Genomic DNA, 18,739 nt, shown 5'->3' on the forward strand with positions numbered 1-18,739 from the left:
GGACACCACACGTCGTGACCTCCGCCGCCGCACTCGCCCGCTACGCCGACCTGACCCGCCAGCACGAGGAGACCGCCCAGCTCGCCGACCTGGCGCCCCGCCCGCCGGCCGACCAGCTCATCGACACCGCCACCGGCACCGTCGCCATCGGCCGCTACGCCGACGGCACCGTGGCCCGGGTGCCGCTGTGGAACAGCAACGGCGCCGTGCACCTGCACATCAGCGCCCGCGCCGGTGCCGGGTCCAGCACGCTGATCGACCACCTGGTCGCCGCCGAGCACGCCTGCCCGCTCACCGAGCCGTGGGTCGCCGACCCCTACGGCGCCCGCCCGGGCCTGGCCGCCCGTACCGCCACCGCCAAGGCCGACACCATCACCCTGCTGCGCGAAGCGGTCGGCCTGCTGCGCGGCCGCCTGGGCGACCCCAGCGACAGCACGGCCTACTCCCCCACCCCCGACCGGCCGCTGATCACCATCACCCTCGGCGACTGGCCCCACCTGTCCACCAACGAGGAGACGGTGGGCCTGGCCGAGGAGATCGCCCGCACCGGCCGCCTGGCCGGGTTCAGCCTGCGCATCGAGACCTGGGGCGTGGTGTTCCAGCCCCCGCTCCCGCTGACCACCACCGCCCTGCGGCACGCCCACCAGGTCACCATGACCGCCCGCCTCACCCCGGGCCTGGGCACCCACGCCCCCCACCCGGCCGCCCCCGCCCGCCTGTTCCGCACCTGGACCCCCGAGCAGTAGCCCGCCCGCTCCCGGCCTCTCCGGGGGCCGCCGGACCCGGCCCGGGTGTCGGGCGGGTCCGGCGGCCCCAGAAGGCGCCGCGGCGCCCCCGCCCTCATCCCCCGAAGGAGACCGCCATGCCCGGCACCGACACCCCGAACAACGACTCGCAGGTCATCCTCCTGGAGCGCGGCTACGTGCCGACGAACATGGACGGGCAGATCGTCGCCGTGCCGCTGGGCCCGGACTGCGGGGACGCCACGTGCGTGCCCGCGCTCGTCGACGGCCAGGCCGTCGCCGTGCCCGTCTTCGACGTCAGCGCCCACCTGGACGCCATGGCCGCCCGCCTGGCCGACCACCGCCGCGCCATCGACGCCCAGGCCCCCGTCCCCGCGGCCGCCCAGCCCGTCGACCCGGGCCTGTCCCTCGCGGTGCGCCAGTACGTCCTGTACGGCTCCATCGCCTCCCTGGCCGCCGGCGGCGCGGTCTGGATGCTGGGCGCGGCCGTCGCCGAGGTCGCCCCGCACGCCAGCCAGCTCGGCGAACTCCTCAAGTGGGCCGCCATCCTCGTCGCCGCCGTAGTGCTCGGCGTCGCCGGCCTGCTCGGCAAGCTCCGCTCGGTCGCCTCCGGCTCCGTGTCCGGGACGGGCGCCAGCGCCAGCGGCGACGGCGCGTCCGCGACCGGCACCGTGCTCGCCCTGGTCCACCGCACCCACCAGACCCACATCGGCCGCCAGTCCGCCGGGTGGCGCGGCTCCATCACCAACAACATCGGCTGAAAGGGACAGACATGACCGACCCGACCGGCCCGCGCCGCTTCCGCGTGCACACCGACGGGTGCGAGCCCCAGGACTGCACGCTCCACCCCGACGGCCGCATGACCATGGAGCTCGGCGGCCGAACCCTCGTCAGCTGGCTCTCACTGGAGGACATGCTGGAGATGAACTGGGCGGACTCCCGCATCGAATGGGATCCGGAGCCCGCTACCCCGGACACCTCGGCCGCCGTGACGCCCGCCGCGCAGGCCCTTCCGATGTTCTGACCGGCCGTCCGGCCTCGCCTCCGGCCGCCCCGCGCCCGCCCCGCCGACCCAGGCCGGGCGGGCGCGGCGCGTCCGGGGACGGGCCCGGCCGACCGGCCGGAACCGCCCGACGAGAGGGACCGCACCATGCAGCAGCCCGCCGCCCACTCCGCCACCACCCCGGCCTCCGCCAAGCCGGCCCGCGGCACCTACGTCCTGTTCCGCGACATGGACCGCTACCTGACCGGCAACCCCGACCACACCCAGATCTGCAAGGTCCTGGCCGACAGCCACTACCTCGAGGACAAGGCCGACCTGCTCGTGCTGGCCACCCAGGAAGTCATCCGCTTCGCCCCGGTCGTCTTCATGCGGCCGCTCCACCCGGCCGAGCTGATGCACGACATCGACACCGCGCCCCTGGACGCCCTCGGCGACGGCCGGCTGATGACCGCCGCCGGCGCCTGGCTCGCCGCCCAGGCCCGGCAGACCAAGACCAACGCCCCCGCCGCCCTGCCCGCCGTCCACGACTGACGCCGACCCAACCGCGCCGCTGCCCGCCCCACCGGATCCCCGGCCGGGGCGGGCAGCGGCGCACCGACCACCTCCGATCCGCAGCCGGCACCGACGCCCACCCAGCAGACAAGGAGACCCTGGCCGTGCGCGCATCCGACCTCGACCCCTCCGGTGAGCACCACGGCGGCCTGCCGACCTGGCCCTGGCGCTACGCCGACCCCGGCCTGCACACCCGCCGCCAGCTGCGCGCCCTGGGCCTTCGCCCCGGCGGCCAGGAACCCGCCGCGCAGGTCGTCTGCCGCAAGGGCCGCCGGATCGCCTACCTCTACCGGATCGACCAGGCCCTGCCCGTACGGCCGATGACGCCGGGCCGCGCCGCCGCCCTCGACCGCGCGATGGCCGCACGCCAGACCTGCCCGCTGTGCCGCACCCGCTACGACGCATGCCTCCCGCTCAAGACCCTCGGCTCCTGCGTGCCGTGCAGCGAGCTTTCCGACGACGAGCGCGACCAACTCGCCGCCCTCACCAGCGCCTGACCCACCGCCACCGTCCTGGAGGACACCGTGAAGCTCCGCGTCTTCGCCGCTCCGCTCGCCGAGGCCGTCGCCTTCGCCGCCCGCGCCCTGCCCACCCGCCCCCCGGTCCCGGTCCTCGCCGGCATCCTGCTGCGCACCGACGAGAGCGGCCTGCACCTGGCGGCGTTCGACTACGAGACTGCGGCGACCACCCGCGTGGACGCGGAGATCGCCGACGACGGCACCACGCTGGTCTCCGGCCGCCTCCTCAACGAGATCTGCAAGACCCTCCCGAAGGCGGCCGAGGTCGACATCGAGCTGTCCGGCTCCCGGCTGCTCGTCACCTCCGGCACCGCGCGCTTCACCCTGCCGACCCTGCCGGTCGAGGAGTACCCGCAGCTGCCCGGCGTGCCGGACACCGTGCTCACCGTCCAGGCCGACACGCTCGCCGACGCCGTCGCCCAGGTCGCCGTCGCCGCGAGCACCGAGGAGAGCCTGCCGGTGCTGACCGCCGTGCAGCTGCTCCTGGAAGATGACCGGATCACCCTGGCCGCCACCGACCGCTACCGCTTCGCCGTACGCGAGCTGACCGTCCAGCCCACCGGCACTCTCCCGGCCGTGAAGCCCAAGACCGGCAAGAAGAAGGACGAGGCCGACGACGGCGCCGTCCTCATCCCGGCAAAGTTCCTCGCCGAGGCCACCCGCGCGATGACCGGCGAGCACCCGGTCGCCGTCGGCTGGTCGGACGGCCAGCTCACCCTCACCACCGCCGGCTCCTCCATCGGCACCCGGCTCCTCGACGGCGACTTCCCGCGCCACCGCGGCGTGTTCCCCACCCCCGCCGACGCCGAGCTGACCGTCACCGTCCCCACCGACGAGGCGCTGGCCGCGCTCAAGCGCGTCGCCCTGGTCGCCTCCGACAAGACCCCGGTCCGCCTGACCGTCACCGACGACGGACAGCAGCTGCTCCTGGAAGCCGGGCACGGCGACGACGCCCACGCCGTCGACCGCATCCCCTGCAACACCACCGGCCACCTCGACGGCGCCACGATCGCGTTCAACCCCGGCTACCTCGCCGACGCCCTCAAGGCGCTCACCGCCCCCGAGGCCCGCCTGCACGCCACGTCGGCCACCAAGCCCGCCCTGCTCACCGGGCACTCCGGCGAACTCGCCGACACCGACTACCAGCACCTGCTGATGCCGATCCGCCTCAACGGCTGATCCCACCCGACCCGCCCGCCCCGCACCGCCGGGGCGGGCCCCGGCACCAACTCCAGGCACACCAACCCGAACAGGAGCAGCACCCCGTGAACGAGTACACCGAGCCCACCGCCCCCCAGGAGCAGCCGAGCACCAGCGTCCGCGAGGCCGCCGGCCGCCGGGTCCGCGCCCTGACCGCACCGGGTGGCTGGCTCGACCGGCGCCGCCGCGAGCTGGCGGCCGGCTTCGACGACTTCGGCGGCGCCGAGCCGTGGGTGCGCGCCCTGGCCTACCTGGTCGCCATCGCCCTCGCCGTCCTGGTGGTGGGAACGGTCGGCGGCATCCTGCTCAACGCGGCCGCCGCCGTGATCGACGCCGTGCACCTGCCCCACGACCTGCCCGCCGGCGGCGACGGCCTGCGCATCGCCGTCACCGGCCCCATCCACGCCTACCTCATCGCCCACCAGGCCTACCCGCTCACCCCGGCCACCGCCTACGGCCTGTGGAAGACCCTGGGCCTGCTCGCCGCGCTGCTCGCCTTCATCACCCGCAGCGCCGTCGCCCGCGCCAGCTGGACGGCCTGGTCGGCCGCCACGCTCGCCATGATCTGGTCCGCCGCCCCCGAGAACGGGCGCCCGGTCGCCGTCGGCCTGGCCGCCGCGGCCATCGCGCTTCTCTCCCTGTTCGCCCTGCGCGGCATCTCGTTCAGCCTGCGCCCGATGGTGATCAACCGCACCGAGGTTCAGCCGCAGATCACCGTCCAGGCCCCCGAGCCCAGGATGCCCCGGCCCCGGCCGGCCGTCCCCGCGCCGGGCTCGCCCTTCGACCAGCACTGACCCTTCCGGTCGAGCCGGTGCCCCAGCGCACCGGCCCGACCGTCCCATCCCCGTCCTGTCCTGCCGACCGAGAGGCACCCGCCGTGGCCCTGGCCATCTCCCGCGACGCACAGATCGCGGCCCTGTACGAGAAGCTCCACCACCGCTCGGCGATCCTGTCCGGCCTCACCCCCGGCAGCAAAGCCCACGCCGGAATCCAGGCCGAATGCGACGCCATCCACGCCGAGATACGGCGCCTGGAGTCCACCACCAGCATCTCGCCGAAGGCCGTCCTCATCGGGCTCGCCGTGATCCTGCTGCTCATCTGGAGCGCCGTCCACTGACGTCCGGGCACTGACGCTGCCCACCACCGCGCCCGCCGCCCCCGAGCCATCCAGGCCGGGACGGCGGGCGCCGTGGTGCGCGGCGCGGCCGCCCGGCCGGACCCCACCGCATGCACACCGGAGGACCAATGCCGACCAGCCCCGACCCAGCCGCCCCGCAGTACCGGGCGAACCTCTCCGACCTCGAGCCGCTCGCCGCCCGGTGGGCCGCCAAGCGCGACGGCCGCCCCCTGCCGCCCCTGGACCAGGCCACCCGCCAGGCCCTCATCCGCCTCTACACCGAAGCCGCCGCCCGGGGCGCCAGCATCAACCCCGAGGCCGCCGCCCTCGCCCAGGCCGAGGCCGACAAGCTGCGCGCCGGACTGGACTGACCGCACCCGGACGCTGCCCACCACCGCGCCCCGCCCCCGAGCCAGTCAGACACGCCCGCCCGACCATCGCCGGCTGACCAGACACGAACCCCCGCACGAACGAAGGAGAAGGATGAGCAGCACCCTGACCGTGGAGCAGCAGCTGCAGCTGGCCGTCGAGTTCCGCGTGCCGATCCCCCAGGGCCCGGTCGGCGGGTACGGCGAGGTCGTCGTGCGCCGCGACGAGACCGGCACCGGGTGGGCGGTGACCGACGGCGCCCTGGTCGGTCTGCGCGCCTGGATCGAGGGCGAAGACGGCGGCTGGCGGCCCGTCTGGGACATCGGCCGCGCCGCCGCCTACCAGCACACCCGCGAGTACGCCCTCGCGCTCGCCCACCAGGTCGCCGAGATCGAGGCCGCCAACTACCAGGCGCTGCTCGCGGTCGTCGCCGACCCCCTCGCCCACGCCCGGGCCAGGCGGTACACGATCACCTGCCCGCGCTGCCACACACCCGGCGCCGAGGAGTACGGCGAACCGGCCCGTGACAGCGACGACTTCGCCGACTGCGCCCGCTGCCACTCCTGTGGCCTGGAGTGGGCGCTCGACCCCGGAGCCGACGCCTCCTGCACCACCTGCGGCGGCAGCGGCATCCCCGGGGCCGGTCCCATCGGTCGGCGCACCCCCGGCGGTTGGGAGCCCGCTCCGACGTGCGGGTGCCGCGAGCAGCACGAAGAAGCCGGGCACTGACGCTGCCCACCACCGCACCCCCGCCCGCCGAGCCGCTCCAGGCCCGGCGGGCGGGGGCGCTCCTGCCTGCCCACGAAGAGAGGAACCCCGTGCTCGCCGCCGCCACGTTCGCAGTCGTCTTCATCGCCCTCTACGCCGGCCACCAGGTCGGTGACCACTGGGTCCAGAGCTCGTGCCAGTCAGCCCACAAGGGGATGCCGGGCCGGGTCGGCCGCTGGGCCTGCACCAAGCACGGCTGCTGCTCCCGGCCGCCCTGGTCCTCGACCTTCACCTCACCACGGCGGGCCTGCTGCTCGGCCTGGCCGTCGACGCAGGAACCCACTGGTGGGCCGACAGGCGGACCACATTGGCCTGGCACTGGCCCGGGTCGCCAACAAGACCGAGTTCATGAGCCTGGGCACCCCCGCGCACAAGCACCACCCCGTCGACGCCAAGGGCCTGTACGCCCCGACCCTGGGCACCGGCGCCCACGCCTTCGGCCTTCTCTGCACCAACGTCGGGTCAGGTCAGCTCAACGAATCGGTGGACGCGAAAGGACGTGAGGCGGTCGGGCTCGATGCTTGCCGAGTCCACTCGGTAGCTGCCGGCGCCGAGTTCGAGAACAGTGCTGTCCGTGAGTGTCCCGACCTCGGTGCCGAAGTAGGCGGCGTCGAACATGACGAGCTCGCCCGTGGTTTTCAGTACGGGTCCTTCTTCCCACTCGGCGGTGGGAAGGCCGGCCAGGACGATGTCAGCGACGCCTTCCTCGCTTTCTGCGTAGCACCAGCGGACGAGAACTCGGTGCTCGGGAAGGTAGGCGGTGGAGAGCGGTTCATCCCCGAGGACGAGCGCCTCGACGTCACCAGGGAGAGCGAGGACACCGACCAGTTCCACCACCTCGCAGGCCCGGTCGTAGTCGCCCTCCGTTCCCGACCAGTGCGACAGAGCATCGCGTGGAACCACGATGAACGGGCCGCCCTCTGTCTCCAGCCACGTCAAGGACATGCCGCCTCCAGCTCCAAGATCTCCGTTCCGTCGCGACAGCGTATGCGCCGGATCGGACACCGCAGCCTCGAGCCCGTGGCGGTCGGGGGTGCACGGTGACCAGCATCGAAGAGCTGACCACGCTGGCGACATTCGGCTCGACCTGGGCCGTGCTGGCAGTCGGCCACAACGTGGCCGACCACGTCTTCGGCCAGAGTGACCACCAGGCCGCAAACAAGGGGGCGCCGACGGCCGAGGACGTGGCCGCCGGGGTGAGCCCTCGCCGGGGATGGGCCGCGTGCCTGGCCCACGTCGGCCAGTACCACCTGGTCCTTGCCGCGCTTCTCGCCCTGGTGTGGCTGTTCATCCCGCTGCCGCTGTCGATGACCGGCTTGGCCGCCGGGTTCGCCTGGTCTGCGGCCACCCATGCCGTGTTGGACCGGCGGTGGCCGGTGCGCTGGCTGCTGCAGCGCACTGGCTCGCCGGACTTCGCCGAGCTGCGGACGGCCGGGCTCAATGGAATGTATTTGGCAGATCAGGCCCTGCATTCCGTAGCACTGCTCGTCTCGGCGCTGCTGATCACACGTCTGTGACCTGGGGTTCTTGATGAGGAATCACCGGGAGTCCGAGCGAGACGGGGCCCTGACGCTGGAAGCGTCGCGCCTGCTCGCGCTTGCTCCGCAGGAAGGTGAGGGTGAGGTCGAGTCCTTCGATCTCACCCTGCCAGCCCTCGGCGGTAGCCCGATCGCGGCGTGCGAGGAGATCTTGCTCCAGTTCATCGAGCCGCGGGATCATCTTCGGGTTGACCGAGAGCATCGGGCAGCGGATGCAGGCGTGCTCGTGCGCGCAGGGCGTTCCGTAAGGCCGGCCGCAGGAGCCGAGTTCGACCCGCCGCTTGTCGAAGTGCTCCTCGAATTCCGTCCATTCCTCGGGGCTGGGCCGACGGTATTCCTCCTCGGGTCGCTCGGCGCGACGCCGGGCCAGGAACTGCTGGTAGTGGCTGATGACGTCCTCGTCGAAGACCGCGACGTAGCCGCGGGTGGTGCGGATATCGAGATGGCCGAGCAGGGCCGCGCCGATGTGGATGGGCAGGCCGTTGTTGACCAGCTCGGTGGCAAACAACCTGCGGAAATCGTGTGGGGCGAACTTCACTCCGACGAACTCCGGGTGGGTGACCTCCAGCTCCTGGCAGGCGCGGCGGATCATGCGCCAAGCCGTGGTGCTGGACATGCATCGCTGGGTGCCGCCGTGCAGGGTCTGGAACAGGTAGGGCAGTTCGTCGCTCCAGACCTTCTCGTGCAGGTCATAGCGTGCGCAGACGGGGACCGTGCCGTGCAGCTTGCGGTGGCGCCGGATGATCTGGGCGATGACGTGGAACAGCTCGGCGGACATCGGGATCACCCGTTCCCGGTCGCTCTTGGACGGGGTGATGACCAGGAGGGCGACGACCTCTCCGTTGGGCCGCTGGTATTGCCGGACGCTCAGGTGGCTCAGCTCCACCAGTTCCTCGGCCCGCAGGCCCGCCAGGCGCAGGGTCTCGACGACTGCCCACTGCCAGAACGCCTGGTTCTCCTCGAACGACAGTCGCACCAGCTCGCCGCTCCTGCGGTTGATCGCACGGACCGGCGGGCGGTTGTGGTTGATATCGTCCCGGCTCGACGTTCGCAGCCATGTGGCGCCGTCGAACTGGAACTCCTCGCCTGGGGCGACGCTCTCGGCGGCGTCCAGCAGCGCGCGCAGCCGGCCCCACGTGTCGTTGACGTGCTTGGACAGGATCGGCAGCAGGGGCTGGCGCTCGCGGGTCCGGTTGGCCATCCGCTCTTGCAGCCTGCGTCTGCGCAAGTGGAACCAGCGCAGATCGGCGTCGCTCACCGGGCAGGGTGCGACCCATGTCGCCCAGTGCTCCGGCTCGGCGACCGCCCAGGTGTGCAGGTCGAGGTAGAGGGCGCGGACCGCCATCAGCGGTCCGTCAACGTCCAGCCTCGGCTTCCCGCTCGGGAGCGTGACCAGGCGTTCCTTCCACTTGGTGAAGACCTCTTCGGACAGGCGAAGGTCTTCCTGTTCCGGGTTGATCTCCTCGATGGTCTTCCAGAACACCTTGGCCAGCAGGTGCGTGAGCTGGCGCTGGGTGGAGTAGTCCAGGCTGGCCGAGCGCCGGGTGATGTAGTCGACCAGCAGGTCGCGGACGGCGCGGTTGTCCAGCTTGTGGCGGTCGACGGCCTCCTCGACGGGCAGCTGGCCGCGGGTCACTGCGGCCCGCAGGGTGCGCGGGGCCGAGGCCGGGAACTGCCCCATGTCGTGGAGAACAGGCCAGGCCAGGGTGCCGGCGAAGGTGCCCGAACGCAGGGTCTCTCCGGACAGCCCGTGCTTGCGGCATTCGACGGCGTAGTGCAGCAGGGCCTCCGGCGTCAGACCGTCCAGATCGATGCCGAACACCGTCAACGCGCAGCAGATGTCGCGCATCGTCCGTGTCCGACGCGGCTCCGAGACGGGCAGCTGCCCGACGCGCAGGCAGAAGTCCTCAAGCTGCGGATCGTTCGCGATGCTTCGGAACCAGCGGGTGTAGCCGGAGAACCGGTTGGCGTGGAAGGAGTGCAGGGTAGGGCGGATGAGCCTGATGGCGAAGGCATGGCCTGCCCCGCTGAACAGTCGGTAGCGCAGCTTCGTGTCGTCGCCCGCGAGGTCACCGACCGGCCTGTTCAGTTCGTTCAGGCCGGACGCCTCCCATCGCTCCTGCCAAGTCACGCCCGGGAACGGCGCGATGCGCTGAAGGAACTCCCGGACATCCCGGCTTCGTCGCCACTCCTCGTTCGTGGAGGTCGCGAAGTGGCGCCCGACAGCCGCAGCCACTTCCTCAAGGGGGGCATGGCTGAAATCGCCGAGAGAACGAGGCGGCCGAGTCGGGGCCGGTGGCGGCGCCGGGACGATGGCGGTCGGCGCGAAGTTGCCGACGGGCGCTTCGGCGTCGGCCTCATGACGTCGGACTCGGTTGGTCGTGGGGCCCTTCACGGGCGCTGTCGCCGACCTTACTGCCTGGCACCGAACACCGCCTCGATGTCGTCCGCCGCGTACTGCGTCGGCCAGGACGTCGGCTGCACCGGCCGGGCGTAGTGCTCGGCGAGCTTGTCCACCAGGTCGTCCAGCCCGACCACGGTGTAGAGGGCGGTGGTGGTGATATGCGCGTGCCGCAGGATGGTCTGCACCTCCACCAGCGTCAGTTCCGGGTCCCGGGCCAGGCGGGTCGCGGCAGTGTGCCGCAGGTCGTGCAGGGTCCAGTTCGCGCCGATCGCCTCGTCCGCGCGCTGGATGATGCGTCGGGCCGCCCAGTAGGTGAGCGGCCGGCTCTCGCCCCGACGAGTGCGCCAGACCGGCATCCCGTCCGGCGGCAGTCCGGCTTCTTCCAGGTAGGCCGCGAGGTAGGCCAGAGCCTGCGGGGAAGCCGGAACCGGCTGCCTGGCCCGTGTGCCCTTGGAGATCACCCACAACTGACCCTTGGTCCAGTCGACGTCGCCCAGGCCGATGCCCAGCAGTTCCGAGGCACGGGCCCCGGAGGAGACGTAGCAGGACAGCAGGGCCCGATCCCTTGCGCAGCCCATCTGCGCGAAGAGCGCGTCCCACTGCTGTTCGGGCATCGCCCGCGGCTGCCGCACCGACACCTTCGGCCGGAGCCGGCCCCGCCTGTGCTGGGCGCGGGCCTCGATCGGGGAGCGGTGGGCCAGAGCCGTGCGGCGGGCCCGGTTCTCCGGGACCGGGTTGAGCAGCGGGCCGCGGCCGAAGTGCATGTGGAAGGCGTAGAAGCCGTGCACGGCCGAGAGGTTGTGGGCGATGGTCGCCGGCGCGTACCCAGCCTGAAGCAGCGGCTTGCCGGTCGTCGGGTTCACCGAACCAGGTTGGAAGCCGCCCCGTTTGCGTTGCCGCTGCGGATTGCGGGCCGAGCGGAGCCAACCCACCAGGGCGGCGGCCTCCGCTTCTGTCGCTTGTTCCCAGCCCACGTCCAGGGCCCACAGCACCCGGTACCAACGCAGCAGGTCGAAGCCGTAGCTGCGGCAGGTCAGCGGGCTGACATCGCCCAGCATCCGGTCCCGCAGGTAGCTGCTGACGGGGACGACCTCCCGATCGGCCGCATCCACCACCAGCCACGGCAGCGACGGCGTGGGGCCCGCAACCACAGCACCCACCCGAGGCAGCTGTGCTCGCCCGTCAATCAGATCTCGATGAAGTGAAGGAGTGTCATGCACGTCCGCATGGTCTTGAACCATCACCGCCCCGTCGAGCTCGGGCCCGAGTTGGTGCAGTCAACTGGCCAGAGTTTCCAAGTCATGTGGCTCTTCGTCGCGGCCCTCATCATCGCGGCCGCCTGACCGGGCACTGACGCTGCTCACCACCGCACCCCGCTCCCGCGCCCGCCAGGCCCGGGAGCGGGGTGCGGTGGTGGACGGCGCGGCCACCCGGCCAACGACCGGCTGAACCGACCGACCTACCCCACCGGAGAACCGTTGCCGTACGTACCCGACGTCCCGGACCTGCTGCCCCCGACCGTCACGATCTGCGGAAGCACCCGTTTCTGGGAGGCCATGACCGAAGCTGCGTTCCACGAGACCGCCGCTGGCCGGATGGTGCTCGCCCCGGCAGTCAACATGCGCGCTGCCCACCCGCTCTGGGCCGACCCGGCGGCCGCCGCCGCTCTCAAGGCCCGCCTCGACGCCCTGCACCTGGCGAAGATCAACTGCGCCGACGAGGTCCTGGTCGTCACCGACGCGAACCTCTACCTCGGCGAGTCCACCCGACGCGAGGTGCTGTTCGCCGAAGCGCTCGAGGTTCCCGTCCGGTACTGGATCGCGGGCCACGGCAGGGCCGGTACCACCACGCTCGGCACCACCACCGCCCGCGAGCGAGCCGACCGGGAGTGGAAGGCCGCCTTCGACCAGCTGACCGCCGCCAGCCCTGCCGGGCCCGACCGCGACGACCTGATCGCGCTGGCAGCCGTCGACCTCGCCGTCGCCGAACACGGCTTCCGTGCCACCGCCGACGACGCCATGGCCGCGGCCCGCGCCCACCTCGGCACCAACCTGCAGCCGAGCGACCGGCTCGCCGCCGCACTGGCCACCCGCACCGCCGGAACCTCCACCACCGACTTCCTCACCACCGTCCACCGACCCACGCCCTGACCACCCGCCGCCCGCCGAGGAGGAACCCTGATGACCGAGACCCTGCGCACCCGTGCGATCCGCGCCGCCCTCGACACCGCCGACAACATCGCCATCGCCGCCGCCGCGGCCGCCGCCGGCCTCACCACCTACCGCGCCCTCGCCGCCCGCCCCACCGAGACCCGCTTCACCCTCGCCGCGGCCGCCGCCGGCCTCGCTGCCTGCCTCGCCGACCAGGCCACCACTCAGCTCCGCCGACCGCTGCGGCACCGCCTCGGCGTCCCCGCCTACAGCTACGCCCTCGCCGCCGCAGCGCCCGCCCCGGCGCCGTCGAGGGAGCAGCTCGCCGCGGAGGTCGCCGCCGACGCCGCACACCGCGCCGCCACCGGTGCCCACGGCCTCGACCGCAGCGGCGGCAGCCTGACCGAGGCCGACAACTGGCTCGGCTCCGAGGACGGCACCGCGACGTGCGAGCTGCCCGGTGGCGCGCACCTGCTGTGCGTCCCCGCCCCCGCCGACCAATACGGCCACAGCACCCGTACCTACCTGCTCGTGCGCGACGGCGAGCGGATCCGGGTGAGCAGCATCAGCGAACTGGTCGCGCTGCTGGACGCGCCCGCCACCGACTCGGTGCAGCCCACCGACAACGACGACCAGGCCGACGACCCGTGGGCCGCCCTTGGCCGGGACCTCGCCATCGCCGAGCTCTGCCCGGGCGAGCCGTTCGACGGCGACGACCAGGCCGACGAGGACGACGTCGACCAGGAGGCCGACGCCCACTCGGCCGGCCTGCTGTAGCCGACCACCGAGGGACGCCCGTCACCCGCCAGCGCCTGACCACCCGACACCAGCCCGGCCCCGGCTCACACTCCAGCGGGCCGGGGCCAACTCGTCGAAGGGACGCACTGCTCATGCACCGACCCGTCATCGCCCCCCGCCCCGACAGCCCCGCCTCCCACGCTGTCGGCCTCGACCTGGACGGAACCCTCGCGGTGGACAACGGATGGCAGGGAGGCCGCATCGGCCTCCCCCAGCCCGGCGCGATGGACGCGCTGCGCACCCTCGCGCGCCACAGGGCGGTCTTCGTCTACACGGCCAGGCCGAGGATCTGGCTGCCCGAGGTCGCCGACTGGGTCACCTGGTACAGCGGGCTCGAGGCATTCGTTGATCCTTCTGGAGGCAGGGCGTACTGGACCACCCGTGGGCCGGTGCTCGTGACCAGCACCAAGCTCGGCGCGGCCTGCTACATCGACGACCGCGCCGTCCACCACGCCGGCAACTGGGACGACACCCTCGCCACCGTCAGCCGGGCGATCGGCCTGAGCCCGGCGTCCGTCTGACAAGCGGTACCCGAAGGGCCTGTCTCTGGCGTAGACCGCGGGGGACAGGCCCTTTTGTGTTTTTGGGCGTGGGATCACGGCCGGGGGGCGAGCTCCTGTACCGAACGGTTCATTCGACTACTGCAGCTCTGCCTTGTCCGGCCAGCAGGTCCGGTGGACCAGGGCAATGTGGCGCCAGATCAAGTGATGCGCGGTCTGACCAGTAGCGAGCGGTGGCGTAAACGCCGTTTACACCCGAGAGGGGACACAGACCGGGCGACACTTAGCGGCAGATGTGCCTAAAACCATGCGACGCCACTATGGTGACGTCATGACGTCTCAAAACTCCGGAGGCGAGCGGGAAAAGGTGGCGTCGAAGCTTCCTGCAGCCCTCCGCCAGGAACTCAAGACCCGAGCCGCGCAGCTCGGCATCGACATGCAGGACGCTGTCGCCCAAGCTGTCGAGCAGTGGCGGGCCCGGCCTGCGGACAGCAACCCGACCATCGACACGTCCGGGGCGGAGAGCTGGAATACATGGCTCCCCGTCGGCCTGTACGACACGTTCAAGAACGACTGCGCTGACCGCGGCATCTCCTTCGTACAGGGCCTCGCCCAGGCGATCCGCGTGTGGATCGACTCACACAACGTCTCCCTGACCGCGCTGGCGATCCCCAGGTACACGCGACGGATCATCGTCTGCAACCAGAAGGGCGGCGTCGGCAAAACCACCATCGCCGCTGGCACGGGCCAGGCCATAGCGCTGGGCCTGCCCGCCAGCACGGGCGCTTCGAAGCTGCCTGCGCTGCCGGGACTGCGCACCCTGCTCGTCGACTACGACCCGCAGGGCCACCTCACGTCCCAGCTCGGTGTCAAGCAGATCCCGCCGGGCGAGGAGAGTCTGGTGACGCACATGGTCGACCGCGACCGCGTCGCCGGGTCGCTGCTCGACCAAGTCGTGGCGATCGAGCCGGACCACTTCGAAGGCCGCCTCAGCCTGCTGCCTTCGAGCTTCGACGCGTTTCTGCTCGACTCCCGCCTCGGCTCCGTCCGCGGGCCCCGCGAGACCAGCCTTCAGCGTGCCCTCGCACCGCTCGAAGAGCACTTCGACGTCATCGTGATCGACGCTCCCCCGAACCTCGGCCTGGCGATGGATGCCGGCCTCTACTACGGACACCGCCGCAAGAACGAAGCGCCCGGTGCCTCTGGTGTCCTCGTGCCAGTGGAAGCGGAAGACTCCTCCGCAGACGCCTACTCCATGCTCGACAGCCAGATCCGAACCGTCAGTCTCGACTACGAGGTCGACATCGACCGACTCGGACTCGTCGTCAACAAGTTCGACAAGCGCAAGGGCTACGTCGCCACCCACTCCCTCGACAACTGGCAGTCCCTCGGCACACCGCCCGTCGTCTCCATCGTCCCCGACCTCAAGGAGCAGCGCGAGGCCGTTCACGTCAAGCAGCCGCTGCTCATGTACGCACCCACCTCCATCCAGGCACAGCGGATGCGCGAGATCCGTCGGAGGCTTTCGTGAGCATCGCTAAGAAGCTGCAGGGCGGCGGCGGGGCCTTCGGGGCGCTGGCCCAGGGCACCTCGCGCGGTGACGAGGTGCGGGCGCGCAGTGAGGCGCTGGACGCTACCGGCCGGGTGCGGCGTGCGTCGTCAGCACCGGTGTCCTCGATCGTCTTCAATCCACTTAACCCGCGGAAGACCATTGACAGCGAGTCGATCGATGAACTCGCCGAAAGCCTGACCCGTCGACAAATCGTGCCCGTCACCGTCGTGAGCCGCGGCGCGTTCCTCGACGCGCACCCGGATCAGGCCGAGGCGGTCGGCGAGGCGGACTTCGTCGCGCTCGACGGGAACCGCCGTCTGCGGGCTGCACAGCAGGCCGGGCTCAAGACCCTGCGGGTGGACCTCAACGACGAGCTGGTCTCGCGTGCCTCGGACATGGTCGAGGCGGCTCTGATCGCCAATGCCCACCGCGAGGACGTCTCGCCGTTCGAAGAGGCCCAGGCGATCGAACAGCTGCTGGACACGGTCTACGAGGGCAACCAGGCCGCCGTCGCGCGGGCGCTGGGCAAGTCCCGCGCCTGGGTGGGACAGCGACTGGCCCTGCTCCATCTCTCTCCCGAGCTCCAGGAGCAGGCTGGAGCCGGAGAGCTGGCCATCGAGGACGCACGCAGGATCGGTGCCGAAGCCCGCGCGGGGAAGATCACCCGGGCCGAGCAGCACGAGCGGGCCGAAGCTGCGAAGCTGGCGGCCGCCGAAAAGCAGGCTGCAAAGGCGGCTCGCACGGCCAACCGCGCGGATCGTTCGGCGGGGGAGACGGCGACCGAGCGCACCTCGGCACCCACTGCTGGGAACGCCGCCAGCGCTCGTGACGATGTAAACGGCGTTTACGTCCCGGGCCTTCCGGACCAGCGCGACGCCCGCACCGATGAGCGTGACCGACTTACGTCTTCGACGGCGGAGCTCTCGACCGAGACGGACCGGCAGACCCAGCAGCTGCAGGAGAGGGACAGGACGGCTACGCCGTCTGGCGGGGCCGGAGTGCCCGACTGGCGCGACCTTGAGGGGGTGGCGACCTGGCTCTGCCGCTTCCTTCAGCCCGATGAGCTGAGGGTCGTTGCCACTAAGGTGCTGGACCGGCTCGAGGAGTTCGCGTCGGAGAGTGCAGCTGGTAGGTAGCCGCTAACGAATGTTGACGGACCGACTGGGCACTGTGAAGGTGTCCAGTCCGTCCTGTTTGTGCGGCCTTGGGGCAGGGGCTCTGCCGGTGATGGTGTAAACGGCGTTTACCCAAACCGCTGCGGTCCAGCGCCTCGACCGCGCCGCGCTGGAACTGCTCCCGCGTGTAAACGGCGTTTACGCCTCAGCTCGCCGAACCAGCGCGATGCCAGCACGGACGAGGAAGAGCAGGGCAAGCATGCCGGGGGCGTCGCCTGGTGAGTCCGAGCTGCTGGAGCTGCCGGGAATTTTCCTCTCGCCGGACCGATGAGTTTAGGCGGTGGCGGCGGTCAAACCTTGGAAAGCAATGACAGCAGACCCGGGGAGACCTGAAATGTCCACCACTGCCACCGCCGTGAAGTCCAGCAAGGCCGCCGTCCGGTTGGTCTGGACGCTGCGGATCCTGCTCGCGCTCTTCTTCGCCCTGGCCAGCGCGCTGCCCAAGCTGCTCGCGCTCCCCGCCGCCACAACCGTCTTCGATGCCATCGGCTGGGGCCACTGGTTCATGTACCTGACCGGACTGGTGGAGCTCGCCGGAGCGGTCGGCCTGCTGGTCGGACGCCTGGCCGGGCTGGCCGCGACGGCGCTCATTGTCTTCCTGGTGTTCGCGTTCGCCACTCAGCTCACCGCGATGCACGGGGAGAACGCCGGGACGCCGTTCATCTTCATGGTGCCGCTGGCCGTCATCGCCTGGAACCACCGCGCCGAGACGGCCGAGTCGCTCGGCCTCCGGCGTTGACCGGGTGCCCGCAGGACCCGTCGGCACAGGCCCGCGCCGCGCTGCTTGCCGCAGGCTCCCCGAACGCCCCGCCGGACCGTTCTTACATGGTGCTGCCGGGTGGGTGCTCGCGCCGGGATACCTCACCCGGATGATGCGGTGGTGTAGAGGACCTGGTCCTGGCCGTACTCGACAAAGTGCTCGGTGGCCAGGAGGCCGAGTCTCTCCAGCAGCCCCCGGGAGCGGGTGTTGGCGGCCTGGGTCACCGCGACGAGCGGGTGTGTCGGTGCCGCCTGCTCGCTCCAGCGCAGGACGGCACCGACGGCCTCGGCCACGCAGCCCGCCCTCGCGGAGCCGCCGCAGGCCGCTGTGTTGTCCGCGGACAACACAGCGCACAAGACCGAGCCGGGCAGGGGAGTAGTGCCGGCAGCGGTCGCCGCTTCGGCGCCGGAGATGTTGTCCGCGGACAACACAGGACAACCCGTAGCCCCGCGTGACGAGAATGCGGGCGCCAGCTTGTTCTTTAATGTCGGACCGGGCCAGTTGCGACGTGCAGCACCGGGTTGCCAACCGCCCCGAGTACGGGCCGCGGCTGCGCACGTCGGAGCCCCGGCGGATCGTCCGGCACCGGGCGCTTCAGCGTTCGGGCCGGCGGAACAGCGCCGCCCACAGGCCGGGCCGGCCGAACAGGCGTGCGTCCGGCGCCGATTCGTCGCGCATCCGCCGCAGTTCCACCTCCTGGAGCCCCAGCGGCCCCTCGACGAAGATCCGGCGCAGTTCGTCAGCAGTGTAGGCCAGGCCGCCGTGCAGGGTGCCGTCCCGGTACAGCTGCGCGTCCGGGATCCGCGTCCCCGCCCCGTCGCCGTCCGGCGCGGAACAGACCAGCCCCAGGTGCCCGCCGGGCGCCATCAGCCGCTCCAACAGCGCCAGGTAGCCGGGCCGCCGGTGCGGCGGCAGGTGGTGGAAGAAGCCCGAGTCGTAGACCAGGTCGTACGGACCGGTCAGGGCCGCCCCCACCGGGCCGAAGGCATCCCCGCAGTGGAAGCGCACCCCCATGTCGAAGCCGAGGTGGTACTCGAACTGCTCCTGGCGACTGCGCGCCCGCTCCAGTGCCTGCCGGGAGAGGTCCAGCCCTTCCATGGCGAAACCGTGCATCTGCAGGTGGAGGGTGTTGCGGCCGTCGCCGCAGCCGAGGTCGAGCCCCCGGCCGCCCGTGGACGCCCCGATCACCCCGCAGTCCAGCAGATCCGCCAGGTTCTCGTCCGGCTTCCCAGTGACGGCCGACACCGGCTGGCTCCGGGCCGCGTCGCACCCCACCCATTGCTCCCGGCCCCGCGAGAACAGCCCGTCGAGTAGCTCCAGCAGTTCGTCCTCGGTCCGCACCACCCGCACGTCACCCTGTTCCTGCGCCACGCCTGTCGGCTCCTTTCCTCCCGCACGATCGTCGCGACGCTACCGTCACCGGGAACGGGCCCATCCGCGCGGGCTCGCCGTTCGGCACCATCGTCGGCATCGAAGGCCCGTAGAGCGCGCCGAACGCCCGGTGCCCCGTTGACCTCCAAGGTTCAGCGGGGCACCGGGGCGGGCGTGATCATGTCGCCCACTGGGCATGGATCGCCTGCACGGCGAAGGGC

The 18,739-nt window shown here is 71.7% G+C and carries 24 protein-coding genes; 18 read left to right on the forward strand and 6 right to left on the reverse strand.

Going from position 1 to position 18,739, the window contains the following annotated elements:
- The first annotated feature begins 14 nt into the window (after window positions 1–14).
- The 10 genes from O1G21_RS40080 (at window position 15) to O1G21_RS40125 (ending at window position 6,231) form a co-directional block, all read left to right on the forward strand.
- Window positions 15–746 carry a hypothetical protein gene (locus O1G21_RS40080; protein WP_270151637.1) on the forward strand — a complete coding sequence of 244 codons (732 nt, stop codon included), beginning with the start codon at window positions 15–17 and terminating at the stop codon, window positions 744–746.
- A 116-nt stretch (window positions 747–862) separates the two neighbouring features.
- Window positions 863–1,504 carry a hypothetical protein gene (locus O1G21_RS40085; protein WP_270151638.1) on the forward strand — a complete coding sequence of 214 codons (642 nt, stop codon included), beginning with the start codon at window positions 863–865 and terminating at the stop codon, window positions 1,502–1,504.
- A gap of 11 nt (window positions 1,505–1,515) precedes the next feature.
- A complete protein-coding gene (locus O1G21_RS40090) occupies window positions 1,516–1,767 on the forward strand; it encodes a hypothetical protein (RefSeq protein WP_270151639.1) in 252 nt (83 codons plus the stop codon).
- 126 nt (window positions 1,768–1,893) lie between these two features.
- Window positions 1,894–2,277, forward strand: coding sequence for a hypothetical protein (locus O1G21_RS40095; RefSeq protein ID WP_270151640.1), 384 nt, complete (start codon window positions 1,894–1,896; stop codon window positions 2,275–2,277).
- A 119-nt stretch (window positions 2,278–2,396) separates the two neighbouring features.
- Window positions 2,397–2,795: an RRQRL motif-containing zinc-binding protein gene (locus O1G21_RS40100; protein WP_270151750.1), complete on the forward strand. Its 399-nt coding sequence runs from the start codon at window positions 2,397–2,399 to the stop codon at window positions 2,793–2,795.
- Window positions 2,796–2,822: 27 nt separating this feature from the next.
- On the forward strand, window positions 2,823–3,995 hold the full coding sequence (gene dnaN, locus O1G21_RS40105; protein WP_270151642.1) for a DNA polymerase III subunit beta: 1,173 nt from the start codon (window positions 2,823–2,825) through the stop codon (window positions 3,993–3,995).
- Between the two features lie 86 nt (window positions 3,996–4,081).
- On the forward strand, window positions 4,082–4,810 hold the full coding sequence (locus O1G21_RS40110; RefSeq protein WP_270151643.1) for a hypothetical protein: 729 nt from the start codon (window positions 4,082–4,084) through the stop codon (window positions 4,808–4,810).
- Window positions 4,811–4,893: 83 nt separating this feature from the next.
- Complete coding sequence (locus tag O1G21_RS40115; RefSeq protein ID WP_270151644.1) at window positions 4,894–5,133, forward strand: hypothetical protein; 240 nt, start codon at window positions 4,894–4,896, stop codon at window positions 5,131–5,133.
- Between the two features lie 128 nt (window positions 5,134–5,261).
- Window positions 5,262–5,504 carry a hypothetical protein gene (locus tag O1G21_RS40120; protein ID WP_270151645.1) on the forward strand — a complete coding sequence of 81 codons (243 nt, stop codon included), beginning with the start codon at window positions 5,262–5,264 and terminating at the stop codon, window positions 5,502–5,504.
- 112 nt (window positions 5,505–5,616) lie between these two features.
- Window positions 5,617–6,231 carry a hypothetical protein gene (locus O1G21_RS40125; RefSeq protein WP_270151647.1) on the forward strand — a complete coding sequence of 205 codons (615 nt, stop codon included), beginning with the start codon at window positions 5,617–5,619 and terminating at the stop codon, window positions 6,229–6,231.
- Window positions 6,232–6,361: 130 nt separating this feature from the next.
- Here the strand turns inward: O1G21_RS40125 and O1G21_RS41550 are convergent, their stop codons facing one another.
- Both O1G21_RS41550 and O1G21_RS40135 read right to left on the reverse strand, forming a co-directional pair.
- Complete coding sequence (locus tag O1G21_RS41550) at window positions 6,362–6,553, reverse strand: hypothetical protein (protein ID WP_333493571.1); 192 nt, start codon at window positions 6,551–6,553, stop codon at window positions 6,362–6,364.
- A 179-nt stretch (window positions 6,554–6,732) separates the two neighbouring features.
- The gene (locus O1G21_RS40135) at window positions 6,733–7,215 is read right to left on the reverse strand and encodes an Imm21 family immunity protein (RefSeq protein WP_270151751.1); all 483 of its coding nucleotides are present in this window, start codon (window positions 7,213–7,215) and stop codon (window positions 6,733–6,735) included.
- A gap of 95 nt (window positions 7,216–7,310) precedes the next feature.
- On the opposite strand from O1G21_RS40135, the gene O1G21_RS40140 reads away from it, so the two are divergent.
- Complete coding sequence (locus O1G21_RS40140) at window positions 7,311–7,787, forward strand: hypothetical protein (RefSeq protein ID WP_333493572.1); 477 nt, start codon at window positions 7,311–7,313, stop codon at window positions 7,785–7,787.
- Here the strand turns inward: O1G21_RS40140 and O1G21_RS40145 are convergent.
- Window positions 7,774–10,203 carry a tyrosine-type recombinase/integrase gene (locus O1G21_RS40145; protein ID WP_270151648.1) on the reverse strand — a complete coding sequence of 810 codons (2,430 nt, stop codon included), beginning with the start codon at window positions 10,201–10,203 and terminating at the stop codon, window positions 7,774–7,776. The two genes, O1G21_RS40140 and O1G21_RS40145, sit on opposite strands and share 14 nt — an antisense overlap.
- A 17-nt stretch (window positions 10,204–10,220) precedes the next feature.
- Entirely contained in the window at window positions 10,221–11,372 is a 1,152-nt protein-coding gene (locus tag O1G21_RS40150) for a tyrosine-type recombinase/integrase (RefSeq protein ID WP_333493573.1), read from the reverse strand.
- A 54-nt stretch (window positions 11,373–11,426) separates the two neighbouring features.
- Between O1G21_RS40150 and O1G21_RS40155 the strand changes: the two genes are divergently transcribed.
- The 7 genes from O1G21_RS40155 (at window position 11,427) to O1G21_RS40185 (ending at window position 17,126) form a co-directional block, all read left to right on the forward strand.
- Window positions 11,427–11,555, forward strand: coding sequence for a hypothetical protein (locus tag O1G21_RS40155; protein ID WP_270151649.1), 129 nt, complete (start codon window positions 11,427–11,429; stop codon window positions 11,553–11,555).
- A gap of 135 nt (window positions 11,556–11,690) precedes the next feature.
- Window positions 11,691–12,362: a hypothetical protein gene (locus O1G21_RS40160; protein WP_270151650.1), complete on the forward strand. Its 672-nt coding sequence runs from the start codon at window positions 11,691–11,693 to the stop codon at window positions 12,360–12,362.
- A gap of 30 nt (window positions 12,363–12,392) precedes the next feature.
- Window positions 12,393–13,139, forward strand: coding sequence for a hypothetical protein (locus tag O1G21_RS40165; RefSeq protein ID WP_270151652.1), 747 nt, complete (start codon window positions 12,393–12,395; stop codon window positions 13,137–13,139).
- Between the two features lie 113 nt (window positions 13,140–13,252).
- Window positions 13,253–13,681 (forward strand): hypothetical protein, encoded by a 429-nt coding sequence (locus tag O1G21_RS40170; RefSeq protein WP_270151653.1) that lies wholly within the window; start codon window positions 13,253–13,255, stop codon window positions 13,679–13,681.
- Between the two features lie 310 nt (window positions 13,682–13,991).
- A complete protein-coding gene (locus O1G21_RS40175; protein WP_270151655.1) occupies window positions 13,992–15,191 on the forward strand; it encodes a ParA family protein in 1,200 nt (399 codons plus the stop codon).
- Window positions 15,188–16,348 (forward strand): ParB/RepB/Spo0J family partition protein, encoded by a 1,161-nt coding sequence (locus tag O1G21_RS40180; RefSeq protein WP_270151657.1) that lies wholly within the window; start codon window positions 15,188–15,190, stop codon window positions 16,346–16,348. The genes O1G21_RS40175 and O1G21_RS40180 overlap by 4 nt, the downstream gene beginning before the upstream one ends.
- Before the next feature lie 373 nt (window positions 16,349–16,721).
- Window positions 16,722–17,126, forward strand: coding sequence for a DoxX family protein (locus O1G21_RS40185; protein ID WP_270151658.1), 405 nt, complete (start codon window positions 16,722–16,724; stop codon window positions 17,124–17,126).
- Window positions 17,127–17,248: 122 nt separating this feature from the next.
- On the opposite strand, the gene O1G21_RS40190 is transcribed toward O1G21_RS40185, so the two are convergent.
- Entirely contained in the window at window positions 17,249–17,440 is a 192-nt protein-coding gene (locus O1G21_RS40190) for a hypothetical protein (RefSeq protein WP_270151659.1), read from the reverse strand.
- A gap of 301 nt (window positions 17,441–17,741) precedes the next feature.
- A complete protein-coding gene (locus tag O1G21_RS40195) occupies window positions 17,742–18,518 on the reverse strand; it encodes a class I SAM-dependent methyltransferase (RefSeq protein ID WP_270151661.1) in 777 nt (258 codons plus the stop codon).
- Window positions 18,519–18,739: the final 221 nt, after the last annotated feature.

Origin of the sequence: Kitasatospora cathayae, assembly GCF_027627435.1 — a bacterium.
GTDB lineage: Bacteria > Actinomycetota > Actinomycetes > Streptomycetales > Streptomycetaceae > Kitasatospora > Kitasatospora cathayae.